The sequence below is a fragment of the Synechococcus sp. PCC 7336 genome, from assembly GCF_000332275.1.
Classification (GTDB): Bacteria; Cyanobacteriota; Cyanobacteriia; order Thermostichales; family PCC-7336; genus PCC-7336.
The window spans coordinates 3,196,391-3,220,990 of record NZ_CM001776.1; the positions used below are offsets into that span (position 1 = coordinate 3,196,391).

The window sequence follows — 24,600 nt, forward strand, 5'->3', positions numbered from 1 at the left end:
ATGCCTGCGCCGAACACCCCATGCACTATTGAAATGCGCCCTCAAACCCTTGCGTGAGACGCAACTCGATGGGGTCTTCGGGATCGATGACCACCACGCGGGGAGCAGTAATGTTGCCGATCGCCGCTCCGGCAACTCCCCCCGCCAACACTTCTTCGGTGGCAATGGCGCGATCGCCCGCCACCCCCGCCAGGACCGCTCCCACCGCAGCACCAATGGCAGCATCTTGAACCACCTGCACTGTGCCGGTTTGACGCGGGTCTTTGACATCGTGCAGGATGCTGGATTGAGCCGCAAAGGGATAAATCTGGTTATCGATCGCGATCGTCTCGGCCACAAACCTCACGCCGCCAGGGGCTGACTCGAACCGACCGTCAATGCGAGCCCCGTAGGGAATGGCAATCTCGCTGCGATCGTTGCGCACGCTATCGAAGGCAAAGATGGAGAAGGGACGGGTTTCGTCAGGATCGAGGAAGAGGCGCTCTGCTGCCAGCGTGGCACTGGGGAAACGGGTACCTGCCGCCAGTCCCGAAGACACTTGTAGATCGAATTGAGGATTGTTGGAGCGGGACTGGGGACTGTTTGCACGAGGGGGGAGCTGTGCGACGGCTGTTGGCCCAGTAGGGGCGAAACTGGCGAGGGGGGCGATCGCCCCTTGGCTGACCAGCGTCTGATAGGCAAAGGCCGCCACTTCTGCGCGGGAGGCCGATCGGTTGGGGGCCAGTAGGGCGGGATCGGGATAGTTGGCGGGCAAATTCAACTGGGCGGCGGTGGCGAGGGAACTCGCTGCCCAGGCCGGGACGACAGCACCGTCGCGATATTGACTCAACAGACCATTGGTTTCGGCAACGGGCACGGTCGGCACTTGCAGGCCATTCACCATAACGACTAGCGACTGAGCCCGCGTCACGTTGAGATCGGGTTGAAAGCTGCCATCGGGAAAGCCTGCCACCAGTCCGCTGGCGTTGGCGGCAGCAATATTGGCGCTCGCCCAGTGGCTGCGGGGCACATCTAGAAAGGGAGCCGCGCTCGAGGGAACAGAGCCTGCAGCCGCCTGTCGTTGAAACACTTGGTTGGCGATCGTGGCAAATTGGGCCCGCGTCACCCGCTCGTTCGGTCGAAACGTGCCATCGGGAAAGCCCCCCAGAATACCCATATCGGACAGGATATCGATGTAGGGCTCGGCCCAGTGGCCGCTGGTATCGCGAAAGTCGATCGCCGCAACTTCGCCAGTACTGCAGGCCAGTGCTCCGAGGGCGAGGGCCGTACCCAATAAGGTGGAGCGTCGAAGTGGGAATACAGAGTTCATAAGAAGTACCCTGCTAAACAACTTATCGTTGGTTTGCAGGCCCATCTTGGCCGCGATCGCCCTTGCTTGAAAAGGGCTCAACCCCTTGAAAAACATAGTTTTTCAGTCTTACACCCCGATCTTTGCTCGCCCTCGCATCCGGTCTCGCCCGCAGGCGCGATCGCCTCTACGCGAACGCTATAGCAGCCACCTCCAACGAGCGCAGTTCCCCTTCGAACCACCCCAATGTCTGAGTCCTACCATCCCTCTAACCGGGTGTGCCTATCAGTCATTGCAGGGATCTCGCGACCAGACCCAGTCTAAATTCAGGACGAAACCCGGCAAAATATCTTCACCAGAAAGCCGATCGGGAGATTGCAAAACCTCAACTGCACGATCGGGGCGATAGATTTCCACAGTGCGACTGTGGCGATCGAGCAGCCAGCCCAGTTGCACGCCGCTGTCGATATACTCTTGCAGTTTGGCTCGAATGGTTGGGAGGCGATCGCTGGGCGAGAGCAGTTCTAAGACGAAGTCTGGGGCAAGGGGAGGGAATTTTTCTCGCTGTTGGGGGGTCAGTGCATCCCAACGCTCCTGACAGACCCAGGCTACGTCGGGGGAGCGGTCTGCACCATTGGGCAGTTTGAAACCTGTGGAAGAGTCGAAGAGCGTGCCGAGTTTCGCTTGACGATTCCAGATGACGAAGTCAGCAGCAATTTCAATGTTGACCTTGCCGGTTTCTCCACCCGTTGGCGGCATGATAATCAGTTCTCCTTGGGGATTGCGCTCGAACTTGATATCTGGATTCGCCCGACAGAGATCGTAGAACTGATCGTCTGACAGTTCTAAAACGGGCTTGAGATTCACGGTGAGAGCGTTCATATCGGAGAGTTGCGACGCTTCAGCAATAGTTTATCGCGATCGCCATTTTCGTTACTTCTGCGAGATCGCCCTCTCTCTCCCACCCTCCGACGACACGGTACACTCAGGTGGCGTTTACATTTCGCAACTGACCGAACGGAGCCACCACATTGGGAATTGAACTGCGCAGCTACGTCTACATTGACAGTCTGCAATCGCAACATGCCGCCTATATGGGCACCGTCTCCGTTGGTTTCTTGCCCCTTCCAGGCGACACCTCCCTCTGGATCGAAATCTCCCCCGGCATCGAAATCAATCGCATTACCGATGTAGCTGTCAAAGCCGCCGTCGTTCGCCCCGGCATCCAAGTGGTAGAACGCCTCTACGGCCTGCTCGAAATCCATGCCAGCAGTCAGGCAGAAGTGCGCGTCGCCGGAGAAGCCATCCTCAATGCTCTCGGCGTCCGCCGCCAAGACTGCCTCAAACCCCGCCTCGTCTCCAGCCAAATCATCCGCAACGTCGATCCCCACCACGCCCAACTGGTCAATCGCACCCGCCGAGGCAATATGTTACTGACCGGTCAAGCCCTCTATGTGATGGAAGTGGAACCCGCCGCTTACGCCGCCTTAGCGGCCAATGAAGCCGAAAAAGCCGCTTCCATCAACATCCTGCAGGTCTCCGCTGTCGGTAGCTTCGGTCGTCTTTACCTGGGCGGCCCCGAACGAGAAATTGTTGCGGCCTCGCGAGCCACTGTGGACGCCATTGAAAACCAATCGGGGCGATCGACCTTTAGCGAGCGCCGCTTCGAATAACAGATTCTGCATAAGTTCCAAAATTCAAGGTGCGATCTCCGCTTCAACAGTTTGGAAAAACTCTTCCACATCGCGAGGAGATTGAAGGTGATAGACCCTCTTCGTTTGCTTTGCTGTATTCACATACTCGCGGTATTTAGGAGTTAGTTTCTTGTGGCACAGCCAAACGGTGTAATAACTATTTAGCGTGCCTTGCAACAGCGGGCTATGCTCGGGCCAACCTTCGGGCGGAACAACCAGACCTTTCAAGCATCGCTTAGTGACCCACCAATAATGTCGGAGAACTGGCATATCTAGATAGATGAGGGTATCTGCAACGTCTAGTCGCGTCCAGACTGTCTCTAATGACCCGTATCCATCAACAATCCATCGCTCTTGCTGGAGGAGTTCGTTGTGGGCTACCTTATACTCTTCGTCGGGAACTTCTCCACCGCCGGGCCTGTACTTCAGCAGGTCTAAAGCAATCAAAGGCAATCCTGTCATTGTCGCCAAACGCTTGCTCAGAGTCGACTTTCCTCCTCCAGAATTGCCAAATACAGCGACTTTTTTCACAGGTGTTTCCTCTAGCCTCCAAGCTAGTGAGTTGATGGGTGGCGCTTCGTCCCTTCAGACCAACAACTGCAAGCAACAGACTAGCCGCAGCGGGTCCTAAAAAAGCTGCCATAAACCACGGATTTATTACCGCGATGAAGCGGTTGTTAAAACAAACCGATCGCCGCATTGTGGCAGTTGCTTTGGATTGTGGGTTTAACAGTCACAGCCATTTGAGCAAGCAGTTCCGACAATTTACAGGTATGACACCCAAGGAACCTGAGTTCGATGACTCTGCATTGCCCTCACCCCCAGCCCCTCTCCCAAATTTGGGAGAGGGGAGAAACGGCCTCAAGTCCTTCATCTACCGTTCTGTTCCCCTTCCCCCAAAATTACGGCTGACGCCACGCTTCGGCGGGGGGGGGGGAGGGGTTAGGGGATGGGGGCCAGACAGTTGTCGAACTGACGTTTATTCAACTATCAAACCCCGATGCTGCTCTCGACAGTCAGTCTAGAAAAAGCAATCCAGCTTGAACCCAAAATGATTTGTGAATGGGCAAGCAATAATGCTGCTTTTGAAGATTTGCGATCGCACCCCCGCTTCCAGTCCCTCGTCTATGGCGAAGGCAAACCCCCCGCTGCAGAAACGCGATCGGGAAAATCTCAACCGCGTCCACATTGAGACTGGAGTTTCTGAAATGTTGCACTCGGCCCCCTAAATCCCCCACCAGTGGGGGACTTGTGAGAGGCTATTGGCTTCGTTCTACAACTTTAATGACCGCTGATTCGCCGGTTCGTCTTCCTCGTCTCCCAATCCCAGCTAGCACTGTCGCCAAGTCCCCCAGAATGGGGGATTTAGGGGGCGAATGCAGCGATCGACAGCGCTAGTGAGAGGGACTAATAGATGTCTTATCAAAACTACGGGTTTCAGACTAGACTCGGTTTATCAACATCCAGCTCGTTGTGTGCCGTGTATGCCGAGGACGATTCCCCTACACCGACAGCTTTAAACTCTCCGGCTGCCCCCAATCGCCCGCCAACACTCGGACGCGATCGTTCGCAGCCAAGTGCCGCAAAATCTGATAGCAAGTTTCGATCGCCTCATCCCCACCCACAGCCGCCGCCAACTGCTCCAAACTCATCCCGTCACTGCCAGCCAGCGCCTGCATCACCTGCTGCTGCAACTCCAACACCGTCGCCGCCGCCTTTTTCCCCGCCTCCACACCCGGCTGGTGGTAGGCATTGATATTGATCAACGAGGCATAGAACCCCACCGCCCGCTCGTAGAGGGCAATCAGAGCTCCCACCCTGCGAGCATCGGCACGAGGAATGGCGATTGTAATGGAATCGCGATGCTTGTCGTGCAGTGCTTTGCGGGTGCCTAACAAAAAGCCTGTCAAATAATCTCCCGAAGTGATCCCTGGCTCCAACTCCACCGCAGGCTGGCTGCGATCCTCCAGTACCTCGATGAAGGTGGCAAAAAAGTTATTCACCCCCTCCCGCAACTGCTGCACGTAAGCATGCTGGTCGGTCGAGCCCTTATTGCCATAAACGGCAATCCCTTGATTGACAACATTGCCCGCTCGATCCAGTTCCTTGCCCAGCGACTCCATAATTAGCTGCTGCAAGTAACGGCTAAACAGCATCAGACGATCTTTGTAGGGCAATACCACCATGTCCTTCTGACCCTTGCCGTCCCCCGTCCAATACCAACAGGCCGCTAACAACGCTGCTGGATTCTGCTTTAACTCGCGACTGCGGGTGGCCTCGTCCATTTCTTTGGCCCCTGCCAGCATGGCCCGAATCTCGACCCCCTGCAGCGCCGCCGGCACCAGACCCACTGCCGAAAACTCAGAGGTGCGTCCCCCCACCCAATCATCCATCGGGAAGGTGGCCAACCACCCTTCAGCCTGGGCCAATTGTTCTAGCTTGCTGTTTTCGCCCGTAATGGCAACTGCATGGGCGGCGAAGTCCAAACCGACATTGGCAAACGCGGCCTTGACCTCTTTCATGCCGTTGCGGGGCTCGGGGGTGCCGCCGGACTTGGAGGTGACCGTCACGAGGGTGGTGCTCAGACGATTGTCTAATTGGTTCAAGACGCGATCGATGCCATCGGGGTCGCTGTTGTCGATGAAATGAATAGCGAGAGGAGGGCGATCGGGAGCCAGAGCCACTGAGACGAATTGAGGGCCGAGGGCAGAACCGCCAATCCCGATCGCGAGTAAATCTGTAAACTTGCCGCCCGTAGGGGGAAAGATCTGGCCGCTATGAACCCGTTCGACAAAAGCTTCGATATCGGCGATGGTTTGCTCGATGCCGGCGGCGATCTCTTGCGTGGGGGCCAGCTCGGGAGCCCGCAACCAGTAATGGCCCACCATGCGTTGCTCGTCGGGGTTGGCGATCGCCCCCCCCTCCAACTGGTCCATCTCGTCATAGGCAACGACCAGTTTGGGGGCGATCGAAGCCATGAATTCGTCAGTAAAGCGCACCCGACTGATATCTAGATAAAGCCCCAAGCCAGGATGGAAATAGAGCCACTCTCGATAGCGCTGCCACAGTTGTGCTGCCGTCATAGACTGTCGCGAATCTCCGCCACAACTTCTCGAACAGGCTACCGCAAAAGTGTGAATGGGACGTTAAAACTAAAGATGAGTCTTGCATTTAAGGTTTCTCGATCTATGGCCGACCCCATCACCCCCGCAATTAGCGATCGCATCTGCCAACACATGAACGACGATCACGCCGAGGCGATCGCCCTCTACGCCACCGTCTACGGCGGTGTTGCTAATGTGAGTGCCGCCCACTTAGAGGCGATCGATCCTCAGGGGATGGACATCACCGCCACCGTCAACGGCAGGGCCACCTCAGTACGGGTGGCGTTCGATCGCCAGTTGAAAGACTCTGAAGACGCCCACCAAACTCTGATTGCGATGGTGCGTCAAGCCAGAACGCAAGGAACTGCTGGGTAATTCCGCCAGCTTCTGGCGGGGAGCCGCTCCACATTGGCGTGAATGATTTGCGGTATACTGCAAATTATTCTCATTAAGGATGCAGGGATATGGTTCAATTCAAGCGATCGCCGTGCAGGGACAAGTTGTGCGGGAGACTACCGGCAAGCGGGGTTCCTGTCATGGAAAGCAGATAACGAAAGTTTAAGATTATTAATGTACGGTCGCGTTTAGCCCCATTATTCTATGTAGGAGTCAGAGCAATATGTCCCTCAAAGCTACTTGTGGCAGGACGTATACATTTTTTAAGGTTATTTTATTTACCATTCTTCAAGCCTGAATCAACACCTGTTTTTCATTGCATCTGAATTAGAAGAGATTAGGAGGCCGAGTGAGTCATCAACTAGCAACCCTCTTGCGGGAAGGGACGAAGGAGTCCCATACGATGGCGGAAAACGTCGGATTTATCAAGAGTTTTTTAGCTGGCGTTGTCGAGAAAAGATCTTATCGCAAGCTGGTTGGGAATTTTTATTTCATTTACGCCGCGATCGAGGCTGAATTCGAGCGCCATCGCGATCACCCCGTCCTCAGTAAGCTCTACTTTCCCGAGCTGTGGCGAGAAGGCACCTTGGAAGAAGATTTGGCCTTCTACTACGGCCAAAACTGGCGCGACGAAGTCAAGCCTTCTCCCGCTTGCGTCGAGTATCTAGACTGCATTAAGAAAGTGTCGGACGAGCAGCCCGAATTGCTAGTGGCTCACGCTTACACTCGCTATCTGGGCGATTTGTCTGGCGGTCAGATCCTCAAAAATATTGCCAAGCGCGCCATGGGTTTGGAAGATGGACGCGGCTTGAATTTCTACGAGTTTGAGGCGATTCCCAATCCCGGTCCGTTTAAGAACAAGTACCGTGCGGCAATGGATAGTTTGCCGGTCAGCGAGGCAATGGCCCAGAAAATTGTGGCTGAAGCCAACCACAGCTTCCACCTCAACATGAAGCTGTTTAAAGAGCTCGAGGGGAACTGGTTCCTCAGCCTCCTGCGCATCACCTGGAGCACTCTGGTGAGTCGTCTGCAAGGGATGTTTGCGAAGAAGAGCAAGCCTGCGTCTCAAGCGAGCTAGGGCGTTCTGGGGCAGGTAGTTGTCCGCCGCCATATTGACGAAAGAAGCCTCGGGCGTGCCCGAGGCTTCTTCTATTGGGACAGGTTGAGAGCTGTGGGTCGAGCTCGACGCTCGGCAAACTGGCAGCATCCCCAACGGTTTTATTGCCCAGATTCTTGACGCGCTTCTTCCACGAGCTCGGCGGTGACAATATCCACATCGCGCTTGCGGGCGAGGGCTTCAATGCGCTGCCGCGCTTGAGTGCGCACGAAAAAGGGGATTTTCCGAAACTTTTCCTGGGCTTCGTCCGTCCACTCTAGGAGGTCGTCAAATTCGCTCAATGGTCGGTCCTCGCACGATCGCCGTCTGTCACTCTCTCCACCTGCAGCATTGACCCCAACCCCCCCCACGCCGGTAAGGAGCTTAGTTCGGTTTTATAACTATTTTGGCATTTTGCACAACTGGCACAGCACCCGTTTTGAGGGGAACAACCTCCGAGGCTTCGGGAGCGATCGCCGTTTCGGCCAGAGCCAGCAGCACCGCTTCTAGGCGATCGGTAAAGGGAATCGGCGCGATCGCCTCTTCCCAGTTCGGTTTCTGTCTAGCCAGCTCCGCCCCGCGAGCGTAGAGATAGCCGCGATCGCTGCGGGGAAGGCTGCGAGCCAATGATTTAAATTCGGGGCTGCGGCTTAAAGAAGGGCGAGAGAGGGCCTGCTCGATCGCGCTGAGGGATGGCGAGAGATAGACCGTATTGCCCCGCTGCAAGCGATAGGCGATCGCAGTTGCGGCATTCGACGTTGCCTCTCTAGAGGATGAGTCGGACTCTCCCTCGAAATCTGGCACGGGTACCCAGGCGATCGCCTCTCCCCATTTGGAGTTGCTCAGCGGTACAGAGATCGGCTGAATGCCCAAATCGCGCAATTTTGCCTCGAAGGCCGCGATCGCGGCAGGGTTGGCCCGATCGATATCGGCGGCGAGCAGCCAGGTGTAATGGTTGCCGCTGGGTAAAAGGGCGATCGCAAACGCTTGACGCATCCAGCTAAACAGATCCTGCTGCCAATCGAGCTGGGTCTCGGCTTCTAGAGGGGCAAGACTCTGGACCAGAGGATTGGGCAGGGGGCTAGCGTCAAAACTGTATTGCAGCGATCGCCAAGCCTGTTGTAAGTCGTATCCGATTACAGCAGCCAGAGTATTGTCGGGCAAGGCCGAAAATGTCGAGAGCGAGGAGTTCTCGGTTTTGTCGCGAGGCGCAATTGTCTTTGGAACTGTAGCGTGAAGGGAGGTTTCGAGAACTAGCCCTTGCCGTTCGATACCCAGCCCCAAGGCCAATCCGCTCAGTGGGCCATTCGGCGTATTCCATGCGGGCCAGAAATCGGTGGCTTGGGCGATCGCCGCTAGGTTGAGATAGGCCAACCCCACCCGATCGCCCTCTAACTGGGCCACGGTGGCTCGATATTGAGGGTTACTGACAATGGATAAACGGGGCACTTGCCAACTGTCGATCGCCTCGCGCACCCCCCGAGCTGAAGTGGCAAATAGTACATAGCGATCGCCCACTGCGGCGACTGCCCACGACCGGTCTCCGTCAGTCACCGTCAAGATCTGAACGCCCTTATAAGTTTCAATCGGGTCCGTTGCCCGTTGGAGATATTGGCGCTGCCATAGGAGATTGAGCAGGAAATTGGACCGATCGAGATCCCGGGTGGACAGGGCGATCGCATAGTCAGGGCGCTCCGAGCTAGCCTCAAGTCCCATGACTAACGATTCATCTCCGAGCCAAGGCAGAATTTCGCGATCGAAATCCACCTGCGCCGCCTGCAAAAATTCAGCCAGTGGTCCCTGGCCTGCAGCGGAGAAGTAGCGCTGCCATTCGCGACGGGCGCGACGGCGATCGCCCAAAGGGGTGGCAAACCGGCGCAATCGCTCCAAACGCGGCAGCGGCGCAGCCAGGGCTACAAACCCGATCGACTGACGGGGGACCAACTGCACGATCTCGGGCAGGGTGGCTGACTGGTGCAGCAATCCCAAGGGGCTCAAACGCAACAACCAGATTGCAGCAACGGTCAGCAGCACCACCACAGCGGTACTCGCTGCGGCAAAACCTTTCAGGAGCGATCGGGGCTGCATCGGCGCCTCTATACCAGTGAAGAACTCGTGACAATCTTACCTGTCAGGCCGCAGTTCCCTCGGCTCCCGCTCATCGTTCTTAGCATTCGGCTCATCTCGCACAGCATACGGCGGAGTTACCCGCTTGAGACTTTTGCCAGGACAACGCTAGGCTTAACATGCACTAGTGGATTCCCGTGCGGTAGGCATAGAATCCGATCGTCGCAGTTGGATTTCCATCGGATAGCGTTGGCAACCGACAGCATAAAGGCCCTGCCGTGCAGCCACTTTGTCCACACACAGGGAGCAATCATGTCAGAAGGCGCTTACAAACCCGGTTTAGAAGGCGTTCCCGCAACTCGCTCCAACATTAGCTTTATTGACGGGAATCAGGGCATTCTCGAATATCGCGGCATCGGCATCGAGCAGCTCACCGCCCACAGCACATTTATTGAAACAGCTTATCTGCTGATCTTTGGCGCATTGCCCACAGCCTCAGAGCTGAAAGAGTTTGACGAAACCATCCGCATTCACCGCCGAGTTAAATATCGCATCCGCGACATGATCAAGTGCTTTCCCGAGTCGGGGCACCCGATGGATGCCCTGCAAACCTGCGTGGCCGGATTGGGATTGTTCTACCCCATCAGCGATTTTAACGACGACTACGTTCACGGCACGGTTGTGCGCCTCTTGGCTAAATTCCCCACCCTGGTGGCGGCGTTTCACCAAATGCGGCAGGGGAACGATCCCATCGACCCCCGCGACGATCTCGACCATGCCAGTAATTTTCTCTATATGATGACCGGTCGCGTCCCCAAACCTTGGGAAGCCCGCATCTTCGATGTCTGCCTGATTCTGCACGCCGAACATACGGTCAATGCGTCTACATTCTCTACGTTGGTGACCTCTTCGACGCTGGCCGATCCCTACACGGCGATCGCCGCTGCCGTCGGAACTCTTTCCGGTTCTCTGCACGGCGGTGCCAACGAACAGGTGATGCAAATGCTGCGTAAGATTGGCACCGTGGCAAACGCCCGCCCCTATGTGGAAGAAAGTCTAGCCCGCAAAGAGCGCATTATGGGGGTGGGGCACCGCGTCTACAAGATCAAAGATCCGCGTGCCGAGGTCTTGCACAAGCTAGCCGAAGACTTGTTCGATCGCCTCGGCCACGACAAAACTTACGACATTGCCATTGAGGTGGAAGCGGTTTGCGAAGAGTTATTGGGAGCCAAAGGCATCTACCCCAATGTGGACTTCTATTCCGGCTTGGTCTACACCAAATTAGGCATTCCCGAAGATGTTTTCACCCCCGTCTTCGCGATCGCGAGGGTGGCGGGTTGGCTGGCTCACTGGCGCGAACAGCTTTCAAACAACCGCTTATTCCGCCCCACGCAGGAATACACGGGCGAACGCAATGTCGATTACGTACCGCTATCCGAACGGGGGGAATGAGGGTTGAGTTTGTCTTGGCGGTGCTGAATTAAGGCTCGATCTTTGCGCCGTTTGCAGGTATTTGCGCCGTTTGCAGGTATTTGCGCCGTTTGCAGGTATTTGCTCCGTTTGCAGCCTGAGGGCCAGACACTTGTCGAACTGACGTTTTGCAGGCAGCAGTGGCCAAGTAACTCAAACCAATCCTTCTCGCATTGCACACACGGCTGCCTGAGTGCGATCGCGGACGCCCATTTTGCGCAGAATGCGCACAATATGAGACTTAATCGTGCTTTCAGCGACCGCTAGAGTGGTGGCAATTTCGCGATTGCTCTTGCCCGCAGTTAACTCCCGCAGCACTTGGCGCTCGCGATTGGACAGTTGCAGCGAGCGATGGGGAAAGGTCGGAGCCGCTTGGCGGTAGCGATCGCCCCAACTCGGTTGAGCATCATTGAGTTCTAGATCCATCCAACAGGTGTTGGAGGCGATCGCAGAGAGTGCTTGCAAAATATGGGAGACAGGCTTGGATTTGAGACAGCATCCCTGCACGCCGCTGTTCACCAAAGCAGCCGCCTGCGAGCGGGCAGCATCGCCTACGTCCAATAATGCCAAGATGCGTACGCGCGTATTGGACTGTTGCAATTGACGGACAAAATTGAGACTGCGGCCAATATCCGGTATCGCCGGACTCATGAGCAACACATCCGGCAAGCGATCTTCAAACAGGCCCCGCTGCAATAAAGCCAGCGCCATATTCGCCGAGTCTGCCACAGCCCAAATCTGAAATTGTGCTTGTTCTTCTAACATGCGAACCAACCCCAACTGAACGAGGGGATGGGCTTCCAGAATCAGAACATCGATGGCCACTGTTGCACCCAAATAGATGAGTGAAATTGACTGCCGCCCGCAGATTCAATCTCGCGATCGAGCTCGAAACGATGTTCTGCCAGCGGTTGCAATCGTGCAAGTGCAAAAGGCTGCGATTCAACAAGAGTGTGTAGCGTTCATAGTAGTTCTACTTGTACCGCTACCTGCAAGATGTCAACAAATCTATAAAAGTGATACGCAGCAACCCCTCCGCCACAGCAGTGCTTTGGCTGCGCTGACAGCGATCGCGCCTCGGGCAAGCAAAGCGATCGCAGGATCGAGCTATAACAGAGAAGACATTGTAGCTTTGGCAATCCGCTGTATCCTAGCCTCTAACTGCTAAGCGCCATTTGAAACTGCCCCCCTACACTGCAACACTGGAATGTACGAACTCGACAATTTCGATCGCCTGGTCAACTTTTTGCCGTACGAAATCCGGCCCGATGTCGCGCTCGAAGTGGGCACTGAAGAGCAAAGCCGGGTATTACAGCCATTGTGGCGATTTCCTTGGCAAGACCAATCTCGGTTTGCGATCGATTTAGCTCGCTGGCGTCAGCTCTCTGGCGATCAGCAAAAACTGTATTTTCTGCGGGAAGCCAGTTTGGCGACTGAAGCAGCTATGGGCAATAACTGGGCAGCCCTGTTGCTCTATCCCGCACTGTTGGGGGCAGGGACGACGGGTTTGTTGGTGGAAATGCAGATGTCTGATGGCTTGGGCATTGGCTTGGCCGGTGCTCTAGCAGTGCTGGCCTTCCTACTGTTGCGTCGCTCCGAGAAAGGCCAGAAAGCACAGGTGGCAGCCGACGAATATGCCATTCGGCACGCTTCCCAAAATGGCTATACCGAGCAGCAGGCGGCATCGCTGTTGCTAGATGCTTGGCAAAAGGTCCGTCAATTGGAAGGCCGCACTAAAATCAATTACGACACCACCATTCGCCAGCGCAATTTGGAATATGTCGGTGCGAAAGGGCTATCGTCTTCGGCGCTGTCTGCGATTGGACCGCAGGATAAGTCGAGTGTCCGGGAAACGACTCCGCAGCCTCCCAATCGCAATTACGGCACTTACGATCGCTATGACGATCGGCCCAATGAAGAGCGGCGCCACGGCGATCGCCAATACGGTCGGCGCTACGACGAAGGTCAATACGGCGATCGCCGCTAGCAAGCTGGGATTGCAGTTCAACAGCAGAATTGTGGCTGCAAACGGGCATTCTCGGCAGATCTTGGGGTGCGTTAAGACTGCTCCTCTTCCTCCTCATACACTTTGCCGCCCCCCACAACGCCGAGATCGATCTGGCGGCGGTAATAATCCACCCCTTTGACTTCAACCTCAATCCGATCGCCCAGCTGAAACTGCTGGCGACTCTTGCGTCCGACCAATGCCTGCTGGCGATTGCGATATTCGTACCAATCATCCTTGAGGGAACTGACGTGAACTAACCCTTCCGCTAAAACCGGATCGGTCAACACGAAGATGCCGTAGTTCTGTACTCCGACAATTAGACCCGAAACCGTCTCGCCAATATGCTTTTGCATATACCCCGAACGTTTCAGACCGGCCAATTCGGTTTCTGCTTCTCGCACCAGGGCTTGGCGATCGTTCAAATGCTCTACACTGTACTCCACCAAGTCTGCCCACTCTTTCTGGCGTTTAGGGGTTAACACATTCCAGTTAATCTGACCGTGACAGGTGCTGCTGCCAATATCCACCCCCGTTTTGACCCGAGAAGAACGGCGATCGCGTCCGCGAGTCAAGACGTCATGCAGCAACCGCTGATTCATCAAATCCACGTAGCGCACTAGGGGGGCAGTCGCGTGACAGTAGGGCTGCAGCCCCAATCCGGCATGGAGGACAGGCTCTGCTTGTTCGGTGGAGACGGGGAGGGTGGCAGTGAGTTGTTGAGCCAGGTGGGGGATGCAGTTTTGGTCAGCAATATCGGCAGCACTGATGCGATCGGCAAACCGTTGCAAATCTGCCACCGTTACCGTTTCGGGGTCGGCTAATTCTAAGCCCAGTCCCATATTCTCTGCCAGCCGCAAGAAAGACAGCATGGCTTCGGGGCTTGGAGCCGCACAGGTACGAAAAAGGGCCGGAACCCCCAATTCTTTCAGATGGCAGGCGATGGTGTGGTTGGCCAACACTTGCAGCTCGCTCGCTAAGACCTCTAGTGGCTGCTGCGGATCGAGTCCCAAGACCGAGCCATTCCCTTCATCTGCTGTTATTCGAGAGCTAGACAAGGCCACATCCCAGCCCCCTTTCTCGTGACGCTGCTGCCTTAACACAGGCTGCAAGGCTAAAAGCTGTTTGAGCAAGCGCGCCGCATCCGACATTGACGATTCGTCGGCGGCCTCCAGTAGCGATTGAGCCTGACCGTAGGTCAGCCGAGTGTCACAATTTACTGAAGTGAGGCGAATCTCAAATGATTTAATCGTTCCGTCGGCTGCAATGTTATAGATAGCGGAGATCGCTGGGCGCTCGGTCCCAGCGGCAAAACTGCATTGTTGCAGGACGCGACTGGGAAATAAAGGAAGGGTGGTCTCTTCTAGGTGGGTGGCCAGACCGCGTTCCTGAGCTTCTAAGTCGACTGGGTGATCTGCTAGCAGGGCGTGGGCCACATCAGTAATGTGAATGCCCAGCCGCCAAGTGGAATTGATTTTCTGATCTAAACTCAGGGCCATTTGGGCGGGTTCTCCGTCCCCACTGAGGGCAAGCATGTACCAGTTGCGGCAATCTTGCCGTTTTTTTAGATCGGTTTTAGTGAGCTTGCCCTTCACTTTGACTGCTGCCGTTTCAAGCGATTCGGGAAACTCCTGCGGCAAATCGTGCTTGCAGCAAACCAAATCGATATCCATCGACGTGCCGCTCTCGCTCCCCAGCACTTTTCGCACTAGACCGAGGGGGGGGATTTGCGCCAGGGGATAGCGTTCGACTTCTACATAGACAAACTTGCCCGCTTCTGCTTCTGGCGGTAGGTGGGTACTAGAGGAGGTCTCGGCAGCCTCTGTCGCCGGTTCGGGGGGGGGAAAGGTCAAATCCAATTCGAACAGGAGGCGATCGTCGAGAGGGACCCCTTTAAACCCCTTCTCCGTCTGTTTCAACTGAGCCACAACGGTGGGATTGACCCGCTCGATCACCGCAGCAACTTGGCCTTCGGGGCTGCGGCGGCGGTTGCCGTCTTTAATCACTCGGGCCAGGACGCGATCGCCATTCCAGGCCCCATTCAGATTGCTGCCGTGAATGTAAACATCGTCGCCCCCCGGTTCGTTGCGGATGGCAAAACAAAACCCCTTACTGGAGCAGCGCAACTGTCCCTCCACCAGCTTGTCATTATTGCTGAGGCAATAGGTTGTGGCGTCTCCAGCCTTACTCTCGATGTAGCCAATCCGCATCAGCGCATTGAGGGCAATATCCAATTCCTCAGCTTGAGCGGGAGTGGCGATGTCGAGGGCGCGATCGAGGTCGCTGCGGGTCAGAAGGGGAGGGGTCGCGTCGTCAGGAATCGGTTGAAATTGCGCGAACAGTTGAGCAACAGAAAATTCCATGAAGGCAATCGTCGAATGGGTGGGAGAGAGGATTTGGATCGGGAGCGGAGACAAGACCAAATTGCGTTAGCGAAAGTCCTACGAAGGCTTACTGGCGAGATCCAGTCACAACGTAAGCGACCCGCTGACCGATGTTCGTGGCGTGATCGGCCATTCTTTCCAGATGGCGAATCATCAATAGCACGAGCATATAGGGTTCGAGGGGGCCTCGGACATCCGACCGTTGGGCCAGCGAAGTATAGAGGCTGTCGTAGTCGTCATCCACTGCATCGTCCTGCTCTTTAATCTGCAAGCCCAACTCGGCATCGAGGTTGGTCAGGGCTGCCAGACTGTGGCTGAGCATGAGCCGACATCGCTGGGTCATCACCTGAACGCGGTCCAGATCCTCTAAAGGGGGATAGGCAGCTAACCGCATTGCTAACTCGCCTAGATCTTTAGCATAGTCGCCAATGCGCTCCAAATCTCGGATCGCTTGCATGAGAGTACTCACCAACCGCAGATCCTGCGCTACGGGAGACTGTAGTGCAATTACTCGAATGCAGTCCACTTCGATTTGACGGTAGTAGCGATCGATTTCTTTATCTTGGACTGCAATCTGTGCTGCTGCAGCCAAGTTATCTTCGAATAATCCTTGGTAGGCCAGTAACACAGACGATTCGACGAGTGCCCCCATGCGCAGTACGTCCTGTTGCAGTTGCTTGAGTTGCAAGTCGAAGTCAAGTCGGGACATAGTAGCCCCCCAGAGCGAATGCGGTTGGAACTGGGTGCGCGTGCAGGTCTGGATAGGAGGGAAGTACAAGGCCACTAGCCAGCCTTAGATGTGCCACATAATGTCACAGCTCGCAAGAAATCATCGAACTATTTAGCCATGGCTTTCAGCGGTTCAATGTCGAGTATCTTGCCGTCTGGCGATCGCCTCGCTATCCCTCGGCACAGTACACTGTCTGCGGTAACCTTCCCAGTTTCTCGATTCTATATCGCTTCCAGACCGGGATTGGCTCGATGCTGCTATTTTTTACCCATCAGACCCATGCCTCGACAGCGCGAACCGTTCCACAATTTAGTGCTCTACCACTTGTTTAAGTGGCTGGTGGTAAGCCCCACCTTGCATATTATCTATCGCGGCAGGATCTACGGTGCCGATCGCGTCCCCAAACAGGGACCGCTAGTGGTCGTGAGCAACCACGCCAGCCTCTTCGACCCGCCATTTCTCTCGAATTGCGTCGGGCGTCCCGTGGCATTTATGGCCAAAGCAGAACTCTTTAACGTGCCGGTTCTCAAGCAAGCCATCCGCCTCTATGGAGCCTACCCGGTCAGACGGGGAGGGGCGGATCGCAGGGCTTTGCTCGCAGCCCGACAAGCATTAGATAATGGTTGGGCAGTAGGGATATTTTTGAACGGCACCCGCAGCACCGACGGACGCATCCACAAGCCTTATTTGGGGGCTGCGGCGATCGCGGCCAAGGCTCGCGTCCCTATGCTGCCCGTTGCCTTGTGGGGTACCCAGAATATTTTGCCGCAGGGCAAGCGTCTGCCACGCGGCTGTACCCCCGTGACGGTGAGAATTGGGCGCGTTTTGCCGCCGCCAGCATCGGGCGATCGGGCAGATTTGCAGGCGACCGCGCAAGCCTGTACCGACGCCATTCACGCACTACTGGATCTGGGGCGCTGATGGCCCCCCTACAGACAGTCGAGGGACGCGATTGCCGATATCTGTCTTACAATAGCGGGGCAGGACCACTGCTTGTCCGCGATGGATTCAGCGCTGAATTTCAGAGCTGAGTTGGTCAGCTATAGTTGCACCTTGGTGGAGAGGTGGCAGAGTGGTTGAATGCGGCGGTCTCGAAAACCGTTAACGGGTTAAACCGTTCGGGGGTTCGAATCCCCCCCTCTCCGTTCGATTCAGCTCTCGACAAGCTGCGATTCCTTGCAGCACGAGGGTGGGGTCGCAATAACTATTGCCCAACGCCAATGCCTGCTGGAGAAGCTGACCGTCTCCCCCCAAGAACGCAATCGGACTATTGGGATAGCGCAGCCGCCAGTCGAGACAATAGTCTCGCACTGCCGCGATCGCCGAGTAGAGAATGCCGCTGCAAATCGCATCCCCAGTGGAGGTCGCCCAGCGCTCGGGCAAGGGCAACTGACTGTGCTCAAACGTCACTAGCGGCAGTGCAGCCGTAGCTTGATGGAGCGATCGCCCCTGCAGGCTCAAACCGGGCCAGATGGCTCCCCCTGCAAACCTACCTGCCGCATCGGCAGCAGAGATCGTTAAAGCAGTTCCCCCATCCACCGCCAACACCGGCCATCCCACCCGTCGAGCTGCCCCCACCAAGGCCAAGGCGCGATCGAGGCCGAGGGTTTCGTAGGTGCCTGCCAGTGGCACCTCTGCCAGCGTCAGGTGATGGACTTGGCATCTCTGCCGATTCTGAAGGCGATCGCTTTGTCCCACAACCGCCAGCCACAGTTCCGTATTCGCCGTAGCCCAACTGGGGAATTCATCCAGCGCACACCACTGCCACTGCTGCAGGCTAAGGCCCAAAAATTGGCCCCACAGACAGCGGCTATTGCCTAACGCCAGCGCCAGCCATTGTTGAGGGCGATCGACAGAAGAAAAAGGGGTTCTGGGTGCAGACATTTTGCCGTAATATCTCAAAAGCAGTGCTGCGGTTGCTCCTACAGGACTTCTGCCGCTCTCAAAATTTAATCATCGTCAAGGGAAGCATTCATATGATCCGTGTTGGGGATAAAGTCAAAGTCAACTCCCTTGCAGATCCCGGTGAATCGGAAGTTGCCGATCGGGTGGGTGCCATCGGCATTGTCAAGGGCAACCGCATTGTGGACGGTAGCGACATTGGCTATCTAGTAGAGTTCGACGACAAAACCGTGGCTTGGTTCTTTGCCAAAGAGCTTGCCGCAGTCTAGCGCCTCGCTTCTCACCCCCATTGCCAGCAATCTCGTTCGTCTCCATTCGCCCATTCCTGGCCTAGCTATGAACCGACGTACATTGGCTCGTCAAGTGGCCGAGCAGGTGGATGGCTTATCCATTCGGCTGGCGTCAGCGGCTGTGGATGCGGCCTGCGAAGCGATCGCCGCTGCTCTGGCCGACAACGAGTCCGTCACCCTGAGCGGTTTCGGCACCTTCAAAACCCGCTATCGCAACCCTCGCCAAACCTGGCATCCTCGCACCCGCCAACCCGTCATCATCCCGGCGGCATTCGTGCCCAGCTTCGTGCCCAGTACCGAGTTGCAGCAGCGGGTGAAGCAGGCACTGCTCTCGCAGTTGCCCTCAGAAGAGCGGGGCGAAAGCTCTGGGGAGAGCGATCGCGCCGATGGCCCCTGCTAGCCCTGCGACAACCGTTCGAGCCGGTGACAGGATAAGGTAGCGATCTCCAATCTGCAATTGCACTATGAGTCAAATCCTTACATTTTTGGGTAAAGGCGGCACGGGCAAAACCATTGCCGCGATCGCCGCTGCTAAAGCCTCTGCCCAGCAGGGACAGCGCACGTTGTTGGTGGGGCAGCAGGAGGGTCTGGCCCTGGAACTGTTGTTGGGCATGCCCATTGCCTCCGAGCCAACGGCGATCGCCGACAACCTCTGGGCGATGCAGTTTCGGGGCACCCAAATGGTGAAAGACGGCTGGGCAATGGTGAAGGAGTTGGAAGCCCAGTACATTCGCACGCCTTTTTTCAAAGAAATCTACGCCCAGGAAATTCCCATCCTGCCCGGAATGGAAGCGGGGCTGCTGCTGTCGGCCCTGCGCAGTTTTGATGCCAGTGGCGATTATGACGTTTTAATCTATGACGGTGCGGGAGATCTCGCCACCCTACGCACCTTCGGCATCCCCGAGGTGGGCGGTTGGTACCAGCGCCGCACCTCCAAAGCATTTCTCGAATCGGATTTATACAAAACCTTGAAGCCGTTTGTCGACCCGCTCTTGCAAGCGGTGATGCCCGGCTCTCCCTCGTCCGACCAGTTGGCAGCCGAGTGGCGAGAGCGCGGCAGCGATCTACTGGGGGAGGGCAAACAGGCGATCGCCGATCCGGGTCGCGTGCGGGCTTATGTTGTCACCACTCAGGACAAAGCGGCGATCGCCACTGCGCGGTTTTTGTGGGGCAGCGCTCAGATGGTGGGGCTGACGGTGGGCGGCGCACTGATAGCGCCCCACGGCAATGCTAATACCGCAGAACTTCAATTCGCACCGCTGCCCGCGATCGAGCTCCCTCTATTCCAGCCGGGTCAGTGGTCGGCAATAGTAGAGGCGATCGCGCCCGTGCTTCAGACCCCTGACGTGCCCCCTCCCCTCGCGATCGACATTGGCGCTCGGACCGTCCGCCTGTTTATTCCCGGCTTTAGCAGGGAGCAAATTGGGCTGAGCCAGTCCGGTCCCGAATTGACGGTCACGGCAGGCGATCAGCGACGCAATTTATTTCTGCCGGACGGCTTGGCCGGTCGGCAGGTGACGGGAGCCAAGTTTGAAGAACCCTTCCTCACGGTTCGACTGGCTTAGCCTGAATGATTTACTGGGATTTAGACTCAGTCTCGGTTCCTTAGACCGGTTAGACGATGCGCCAAGGACAGCCCTTACACTGGATTTACATCCTCTATCGCTCCAGAGGTCATCATCATGACCGTCACCACCCGAAAATTCACCTTCGAGGAATACTTAGCTTATGACGACAATACTGGAAATCGCTTCGAGCTGGTAGACGGAGAGCTCGTAGCAATGGGTATTGGGACAGGACTGCACGGTGCGATCGCTGAATGCCTTAATGACCAATTCAAAGCAGCGGCACAGCAGACCGGCCAACCCCAGACGGCAAAAGACATGCGCATTGGTATTCGGTCTCCCCGCAGTACCAGATGGGATACCTCCCGCATTCCAGATATCGTGGTGCTCCCAACTGAACAGTGGGAAGCAATGCAGACGCAAGCAGCCATTATTAAACTGCACGACCCACCCCCCCTACTTGTGGTAGAAGTCGTCAGCGAATCGACCGTATCGACTGACTATCGTGCTAAGCACAGTGAATACAGCGTTTTGGAAATCCCAGAGTATTGGATTGTGGATCCCATCCGGCAACAGGTAACAATTTGCCTACTCCAGGCTGGGCGCTACGATGACACAGTCTTTAAAGGAGCGACAGCGATTCGCTCCCAGATTTTTCCATCTCTAAGCCTGACAGCCGATCGCATTCTGGCTGCAAAACTCTAGCAGTCTTAGATTAAATCGCTACCGAACGGGACAAGCCCCGCCAACACAATCCGCCTCTAGATCCACCGCATCGGGGTCGTCCATCAGGCGCTCGTAAAAGGCAAGGCGATCGAAGTCCACCGAAAACACCGCACTCCTGGCCCGCTGCTCGTACTCAGCCTCCGAGATCGCCTGATAGGGCAATAGTGGATAGACATCGTCTGCCGACTTGGGCAAGAAAGAAATGCCGACAAAATCCTCCCAGTTGTCGTACACCCAATCCACCACATCGTCCCACTCGTCATCCGCCACCGTAATCGTCACGCTGGCATTGTGGTCGCAATAGTATTTCGCCGTGCAGCGATAGTTCTCCAACTGCTCGATCGCGGACACATCGCTACTTTTGCGCCGCGCCGCCGTCTTCACCGGAAACTCCAACACCCAAGTATCGGACTTCTCCAAAACGCGATCGCGCGCTTCAGCCGGAAGATTGCGATACCAGTCCAACTTCTCCCAAATAGTCTCCCCCCGAGCCTCGGGCAGCCCATCCAACACAAACGACTCGGGATAAATCGGCACTCCCTTATCCCGTAAAGTCAGAGCCAGAGCATCGGTACGACTCATGCGCACCCGGCGCAGGTAGAAAGGAGCATAAGGCCAGTGCAGCCCCGAGGCGATCGTATTGAGTTGCGCATAAGTGCCGTTGGGCTTGTTGGTGGTCACCAACAGCGGGCGCGGTACCCCCAGCACTTCGGCATAGCGAGTCGCCTCGTCGTTGGCAATGTCGTGGCACCACTTGCGCAACCAGTTGGCTTCGTCCGAATCTACACCCCAACCGAGCTTGTCGAACAATTCCACCCAACCGCAGCAATCCACCCCCAGCAAACGCTCTTGCTTCTGGGTCATATCCCATAGCGGCAGACTGATCTCCACACAAGTTTGGCGCAGGCCAATCCGAGTAATCAGCCGCAGCGAAATTTCCAGTTCTTCATAATCGACCTCGCAACCCCCCTCAGCCTTCTCCTTCACAAATACTGGTAGGGGCAGTGCTGTCAGGTTGCAGAAGGAGCCAGCTTTCTCGCCCCCATAGCCAGAGCTGAGCAGAATTTCCGCGCAGTTGTGGACCACGATGCCATTGGCATCAAAGCGAGCGGGGCCGGGGACCGTACAGTCGTACACCGCCTCAACGCCAGCGGGAACCACCTCCGCCACCGTTGCGGTAAACCGCTCGCGATAGGGAGTTCTGCGATAGTTCGACAGCAGTTGCGTCAGCTTATCTGCCTTTGCAGGCTCTTGGAAGCCAACCGCAGCAGCATATTCCTGCAAATTATCTTTGGCAATGACCAACTCGTGGGTAGCGCGACACTCAAACAGCGCATAACCCCCTTTCCCGTCAGGCAAGCGGCGCTCTCCCGCCGGATGGCGATCGCAATAAATCTGCGAAGCAATCCCCAACCGAGCCAACATCCGCTGGGCTGCCTTCAGCAGTGGCAAGTTGGCCTGGGTCAAGCGAACGCTGACCCCTTTTTCCTGGCTGCCCTGCACGCTGCCATCCGCATCGAACAGTCCTCGCAAGAAGCCTCGATGAAAGTCGTAGGAGGATTGTTCCACTTCTGGTGCAATCGTCTTGTGGCCCGCACGAATGCCAAAGTCGGCAGCTAATTCCGCCAGTCCCTTGGAAGCAATACTCGTATATCCGTTAGCCGCATTCTCAACCGTGCCCAAATCGGATCGGTGTTTGACAGTGGCTTTCACCATCGTCAATGCCTGTTGGCTAACGCGATCGCGATCCTCCCCCCAATAGCGCAAGTGAGCTAGCGGAGCTTTGTTGGGACTGGATTGAACATCGTGAGAGAAGGTTCCATCACCCACCAAATTGCCCAGCAGCCAGCCTTCCTCGAACGTGCCGGAACCATCCCAAGGCTGAAGCCCGCGATGGTTGTGCAGCGCAATGCGATCGCCCGGCTGCAACTGACCGGCCTCTACCCATTCAGTGTATTGATGCGATCGCGTTTGAGCGGCGACCTTGAGAACTTGGTGATTGTCCGTCAGCCGCAGCTCGTATCCCTCTTCCGTTTTGAGGGCGAGGACTGGCTTCGTTCCTGTCTGCCAGAAGCCTTGCGATGTTGTGCTGAACAGCTCTCCATTGACATAAGTACTGTGTTGGACGCCAATCAGATCGCGCACTTGACGCGGTCCCTCGCCGGTATGAATCCAAGTATCGGCGGTCACACAAGGGTTGGTGAGGCCGGCGTTATCGACGTAGTTTGAAGCAGGCTCGTCAGGACGCCATTGCTGTGCCGCTGCCAGACGGCGGCTCTTGTGACCTGCACCGTTAATGAATCCAGGTTCCCCTTCGTAGCGAATCACCTGGAACAGTTCCCGCAAAAAACTCTTCTCGGGCCGCTCGAAATAGACGCCAGAATTATTCGACATCGACCGATAGCGCTTGTGGGCCAACTTCTCATCCGTCCACAAACCGCGCTTGGCATTAGCCGTTTCAGTGTCGCTGGGGTCGAACAGGCAAATCTCGGCACTGCGCCGCACATTACCCGCCACCACGCAATTGCCAATACAGCACATGATATCCATAGCGTCGATCGGTCGCAGTTGCGGACTGGGGGCGCTGCAGATGATATTGCTCGCCTCCAGCAGCATTTTTTGTAAGGGAGTGTAGCCGCTGGCAGTGCCGCCAAAGCCCTTGATACGATCGCCATAGGGTCGTACGTGATTGAAGTTATATTCAATCGATTCGAACTCGCTGTTCTCGCTGGCAAGCTCGAGCAATAAGCCTAAAGCATCTACCCACCCCTGACGGGAATCTCCCACAGTCACGCGAGCCACGGGACCGTCCAATTCCAGCGTGGTGCTCTCCTGACGCTCTGCTGCCGGACGCAGCTCGACTGGCAGCGACTCAACCTTAAAGTCCTGACGGAATTGGGGCAATTGTTCCACATCGGTTGGCAGAACGCGGAAGCCCACACCACAGCCCAACATCAGCAGGTGAAAAGCTTCGGTAAACGAGGCCAAGCGGTCCACCGCCAGCGCACTGCAGTTAAAACAGGCTTCTGGCACCGTATCGGTAATTTTGGTGCCGCCGATCCAAGCGACGCGACCCGAGGCCCAAGCCTTGAGTTGATTGAAGCGATCGAACATGAGCTCGGCTTCCGCCTGTAACTCCCCCTCCGACTGCATTCCGATCGCCAAGCTGATGTTGTAGTTGGTCACCCGCGCATTGCGCTCCCAAGGGGTTTCGCGGCGCTGCTGCTCGGGCAAGTAGCGCAGGTAGGTGCGCGTGTCTACCACAGCCCCCAATGGACCGTAAGGAACGGGGGTTTGGCTGGCGCGATCGATCTGCTCTGGTGTGATGAATTCCATATGAGCCCCAAAAAAATGCAAGCGGGTTAACCAGGATAGGCGAAAGTGGCGAACGTGCGTTCTCGAAGTCTCGAATGTCGGTTGCTAAACCCCCGTGCTGCCAAACCCACCCGCGCCGCGAGCGGTGACAGACAGTTCCTCGGCTTGCTGCCAGTGAACCTCGGGAACGGGTAAAAAGACGAGCTGGCAGATGCGATCGCCGCGACGGATCGTAAAGGGTTCGTCACTCAAATTGGAAACCAAGGCGCAGACCGGCCCCCGGTAGGAGGCATCGATCAGGCCGGGAGAATTGCTCAAGGTAATGCCGCGCGAGGCCAGCCCCGATCGCGGCAACAGCATCACCGCCCACTGTGGGGGAATCTCTAGCGAAAAGCCCAGCGACACTTTGCCGATCGTGCGGGGTAGCAGCAGGCTATCTCCTGCAGCGTAGCAATCCCAGCCAGCATCTTGGCGATCGCGGCGGGAAGGCAAAGCATAACAGGTATTCAATCGTTGAATCTTGACAGATAACACGGGCGCTGGCCTCAAACACATCAAAACTCAAATA

General features: G+C 56.3%; 25 protein-coding genes and 1 tRNA gene. 14 read left to right on the forward strand and 12 right to left on the reverse strand.

Translation table 11 applies throughout. The annotated features are described in order from the left end of the window. Positions 1 to 25: 25 nt before the first annotated feature. Together SYN7336_RS15380 and SYN7336_RS15385 are read right to left on the reverse strand one after the other, a co-directional pair. Positions 26 to 1,309 carry an S-layer homology domain-containing protein gene (locus SYN7336_RS15380; RefSeq protein WP_038027161.1) on the reverse strand — a complete coding sequence of 428 codons (1,284 nt, stop codon included), beginning with the start codon at positions 1,307 to 1,309 and terminating at the stop codon, positions 26 to 28. A 264-nt stretch (positions 1,310 to 1,573) separates the two neighbouring features. Next, complete coding sequence (locus SYN7336_RS15385; RefSeq protein WP_017326844.1) at positions 1,574 to 2,170, reverse strand: Uma2 family endonuclease; 597 nt, start codon at positions 2,168 to 2,170, stop codon at positions 1,574 to 1,576. Positions 2,171 to 2,319: 149 nt separating this feature from the next. Between SYN7336_RS15385 and SYN7336_RS15390 the strand changes: the two genes are divergently transcribed. Further along, positions 2,320 to 2,961 carry a microcompartments protein gene (locus tag SYN7336_RS15390; protein ID WP_017326845.1) on the forward strand — a complete coding sequence of 214 codons (642 nt, stop codon included), beginning with the start codon at positions 2,320 to 2,322 and terminating at the stop codon, positions 2,959 to 2,961. Positions 2,962 to 2,985: 24 nt separating this feature from the next. Here the strand turns inward: SYN7336_RS15390 and SYN7336_RS15395 are convergent, their stop codons facing one another. Beyond that, a complete protein-coding gene (locus tag SYN7336_RS15395; protein ID WP_026101048.1) occupies positions 2,986 to 3,513 on the reverse strand; it encodes an adenylate kinase in 528 nt (175 codons plus the stop codon). Positions 3,514 to 3,647: 134 nt separating this feature from the next. On the opposite strand from SYN7336_RS15395, the gene SYN7336_RS32345 reads away from it, so the two are divergent. Then, positions 3,648 to 4,007 carry a helix-turn-helix domain-containing protein gene (locus SYN7336_RS32345; RefSeq protein WP_369791861.1) on the forward strand — a complete coding sequence of 120 codons (360 nt, stop codon included), beginning with the start codon at positions 3,648 to 3,650 and terminating at the stop codon, positions 4,005 to 4,007. Continuing rightward, positions 3,983 to 4,174: a hypothetical protein gene (locus SYN7336_RS30995; RefSeq protein ID WP_017326847.1), complete on the forward strand. Its 192-nt coding sequence runs from the start codon at positions 3,983 to 3,985 to the stop codon at positions 4,172 to 4,174. The genes SYN7336_RS32345 and SYN7336_RS30995 overlap by 25 nt, the downstream gene beginning before the upstream one ends. 310 nt (positions 4,175 to 4,484) lie before the next feature. On the opposite strand, the gene SYN7336_RS15405 is transcribed toward SYN7336_RS30995, so the two are convergent. Then, positions 4,485 to 6,065, reverse strand: a complete 1,581-nt coding sequence (locus SYN7336_RS15405; protein WP_017326848.1) for a glucose-6-phosphate isomerase — start codon at positions 6,063 to 6,065, stop codon at positions 4,485 to 4,487. Between the two features lie 105 nt (positions 6,066 to 6,170). On the opposite strand from SYN7336_RS15405, the gene SYN7336_RS15410 reads away from it, so the two are divergent. Together SYN7336_RS15410 and SYN7336_RS15415 are read left to right on the forward strand one after the other, a co-directional pair. Then, complete coding sequence (locus SYN7336_RS15410) at positions 6,171 to 6,461, forward strand: DUF2470 domain-containing protein (RefSeq protein WP_017326849.1); 291 nt, start codon at positions 6,171 to 6,173, stop codon at positions 6,459 to 6,461. 370 nt (positions 6,462 to 6,831) lie between these two features. After that, positions 6,832 to 7,560, forward strand: coding sequence for a heme oxygenase (biliverdin-producing) (locus SYN7336_RS15415; protein WP_017326850.1), 729 nt, complete (start codon positions 6,832 to 6,834; stop codon positions 7,558 to 7,560). A gap of 140 nt (positions 7,561 to 7,700) precedes the next feature. Here the strand turns inward: SYN7336_RS15415 and SYN7336_RS15420 are convergent, their stop codons facing one another. Continuing rightward, complete coding sequence (locus SYN7336_RS15420) at positions 7,701 to 7,880, reverse strand: PCP reductase family protein (protein ID WP_017326851.1); 180 nt, start codon at positions 7,878 to 7,880, stop codon at positions 7,701 to 7,703. Between the two features lie 82 nt (positions 7,881 to 7,962). Then, positions 7,963 to 9,666, reverse strand: a complete 1,704-nt coding sequence (locus tag SYN7336_RS15425; RefSeq protein WP_017326852.1) for a DUF3352 domain-containing protein — start codon at positions 9,664 to 9,666, stop codon at positions 7,963 to 7,965. A gap of 291 nt (positions 9,667 to 9,957) precedes the next feature. On the opposite strand from SYN7336_RS15425, the gene SYN7336_RS15430 reads away from it, so the two are divergent. Further along, positions 9,958 to 11,097, forward strand: a complete 1,140-nt coding sequence (locus SYN7336_RS15430; protein ID WP_017326853.1) for a citrate synthase — start codon at positions 9,958 to 9,960, stop codon at positions 11,095 to 11,097. A 171-nt stretch (positions 11,098 to 11,268) separates the two neighbouring features. Here the strand turns inward: SYN7336_RS15430 and SYN7336_RS15435 are convergent, their stop codons facing one another. Then, on the reverse strand, positions 11,269 to 11,940 hold the full coding sequence (locus tag SYN7336_RS15435; RefSeq protein ID WP_017326854.1) for a response regulator transcription factor: 672 nt from the start codon (positions 11,938 to 11,940) through the stop codon (positions 11,269 to 11,271). A 382-nt stretch (positions 11,941 to 12,322) separates the two neighbouring features. Between SYN7336_RS15435 and SYN7336_RS15445 the strand changes: the two genes are divergently transcribed. Beyond that, complete coding sequence (locus SYN7336_RS15445) at positions 12,323 to 13,102, forward strand: DUF3318 domain-containing protein (protein ID WP_017326856.1); 780 nt, start codon at positions 12,323 to 12,325, stop codon at positions 13,100 to 13,102. Positions 13,103 to 13,173: 71 nt separating this feature from the next. On the opposite strand, the gene SYN7336_RS15450 is transcribed toward SYN7336_RS15445, so the two are convergent. Continuing rightward, positions 13,174 to 15,483 (reverse strand): ribonuclease R family protein, encoded by a 2,310-nt coding sequence (locus SYN7336_RS15450; protein WP_026101049.1) that lies wholly within the window; start codon positions 15,481 to 15,483, stop codon positions 13,174 to 13,176. 88 nt (positions 15,484 to 15,571) lie between these two features. After that, complete coding sequence (phoU, locus tag SYN7336_RS15455) at positions 15,572 to 16,213, reverse strand: phosphate signaling complex protein PhoU (protein ID WP_017326858.1); 642 nt, start codon at positions 16,211 to 16,213, stop codon at positions 15,572 to 15,574. 300 nt (positions 16,214 to 16,513) lie between these two features. Here phoU and SYN7336_RS15460 point away from each other — a divergent pair, with 300 nt between their 5' ends. Beyond that, positions 16,514 to 17,155 (forward strand): 1-acyl-sn-glycerol-3-phosphate acyltransferase, encoded by a 642-nt coding sequence (locus tag SYN7336_RS15460; RefSeq protein WP_017326859.1) that lies wholly within the window; start codon positions 16,514 to 16,516, stop codon positions 17,153 to 17,155. A gap of 137 nt (positions 17,156 to 17,292) precedes the next feature. Continuing rightward, a tRNA-Ser gene (locus SYN7336_RS15465) sits at positions 17,293 to 17,379 on the forward strand. Here the strand turns inward: SYN7336_RS15465 and SYN7336_RS29025 are convergent. Beyond that, positions 17,336 to 17,932: a type III pantothenate kinase gene (locus SYN7336_RS29025; RefSeq protein ID WP_227498681.1), complete on the reverse strand. Its 597-nt coding sequence runs from the start codon at positions 17,930 to 17,932 to the stop codon at positions 17,336 to 17,338. The genes SYN7336_RS15465 and SYN7336_RS29025 overlap by 44 nt on opposite strands. Here SYN7336_RS29025 and SYN7336_RS32350 point away from each other — a divergent pair. The 5 genes from SYN7336_RS32350 to SYN7336_RS15485 all read left to right on the forward strand — a co-directional run bounded on the left by SYN7336_RS32350 (position 17,885) and on the right by SYN7336_RS15485 (position 20,696). Then, positions 17,885 to 18,055, forward strand: a complete 171-nt coding sequence (locus SYN7336_RS32350) for a hypothetical protein (protein ID WP_227498520.1) — start codon at positions 17,885 to 17,887, stop codon at positions 18,053 to 18,055. The two genes, SYN7336_RS29025 and SYN7336_RS32350, sit on opposite strands and share 48 nt — an antisense overlap. A 155-nt stretch (positions 18,056 to 18,210) precedes the next feature. After that, positions 18,211 to 18,405, forward strand: coding sequence for a cytochrome b6f subunit family protein (locus SYN7336_RS15470; protein WP_017326860.1), 195 nt, complete (start codon positions 18,211 to 18,213; stop codon positions 18,403 to 18,405). A 67-nt stretch (positions 18,406 to 18,472) separates the two neighbouring features. Continuing rightward, on the forward strand, positions 18,473 to 18,826 hold the full coding sequence (locus tag SYN7336_RS26165; RefSeq protein WP_017326861.1) for an HU family DNA-binding protein: 354 nt from the start codon (positions 18,473 to 18,475) through the stop codon (positions 18,824 to 18,826). Positions 18,827 to 18,890: 64 nt separating this feature from the next. Then, a complete protein-coding gene (locus SYN7336_RS15480; RefSeq protein WP_017326862.1) occupies positions 18,891 to 19,991 on the forward strand; it encodes an ArsA family ATPase in 1,101 nt (366 codons plus the stop codon). 117 nt (positions 19,992 to 20,108) lie between these two features. Then, complete coding sequence (locus tag SYN7336_RS15485) at positions 20,109 to 20,696, forward strand: Uma2 family endonuclease (protein WP_017326863.1); 588 nt, start codon at positions 20,109 to 20,111, stop codon at positions 20,694 to 20,696. An 18-nt stretch (positions 20,697 to 20,714) separates the two neighbouring features. On the opposite strand, the gene SYN7336_RS28130 is transcribed toward SYN7336_RS15485, so the two are convergent. Together SYN7336_RS28130 and dut are read right to left on the reverse strand one after the other, a co-directional pair. After that, positions 20,715 to 24,053, reverse strand: a complete 3,339-nt coding sequence (locus SYN7336_RS28130; RefSeq protein ID WP_017326864.1) for an intein-containing ribonucleotide reductase — start codon at positions 24,051 to 24,053, stop codon at positions 20,715 to 20,717. An 84-nt stretch (positions 24,054 to 24,137) separates the two neighbouring features. Beyond that, positions 24,138 to 24,566: a dUTP diphosphatase gene (gene dut / locus SYN7336_RS15495; protein ID WP_038026028.1), complete on the reverse strand. Its 429-nt coding sequence runs from the start codon at positions 24,564 to 24,566 to the stop codon at positions 24,138 to 24,140. Positions 24,567 to 24,600: the final 34 nt, after the last annotated feature.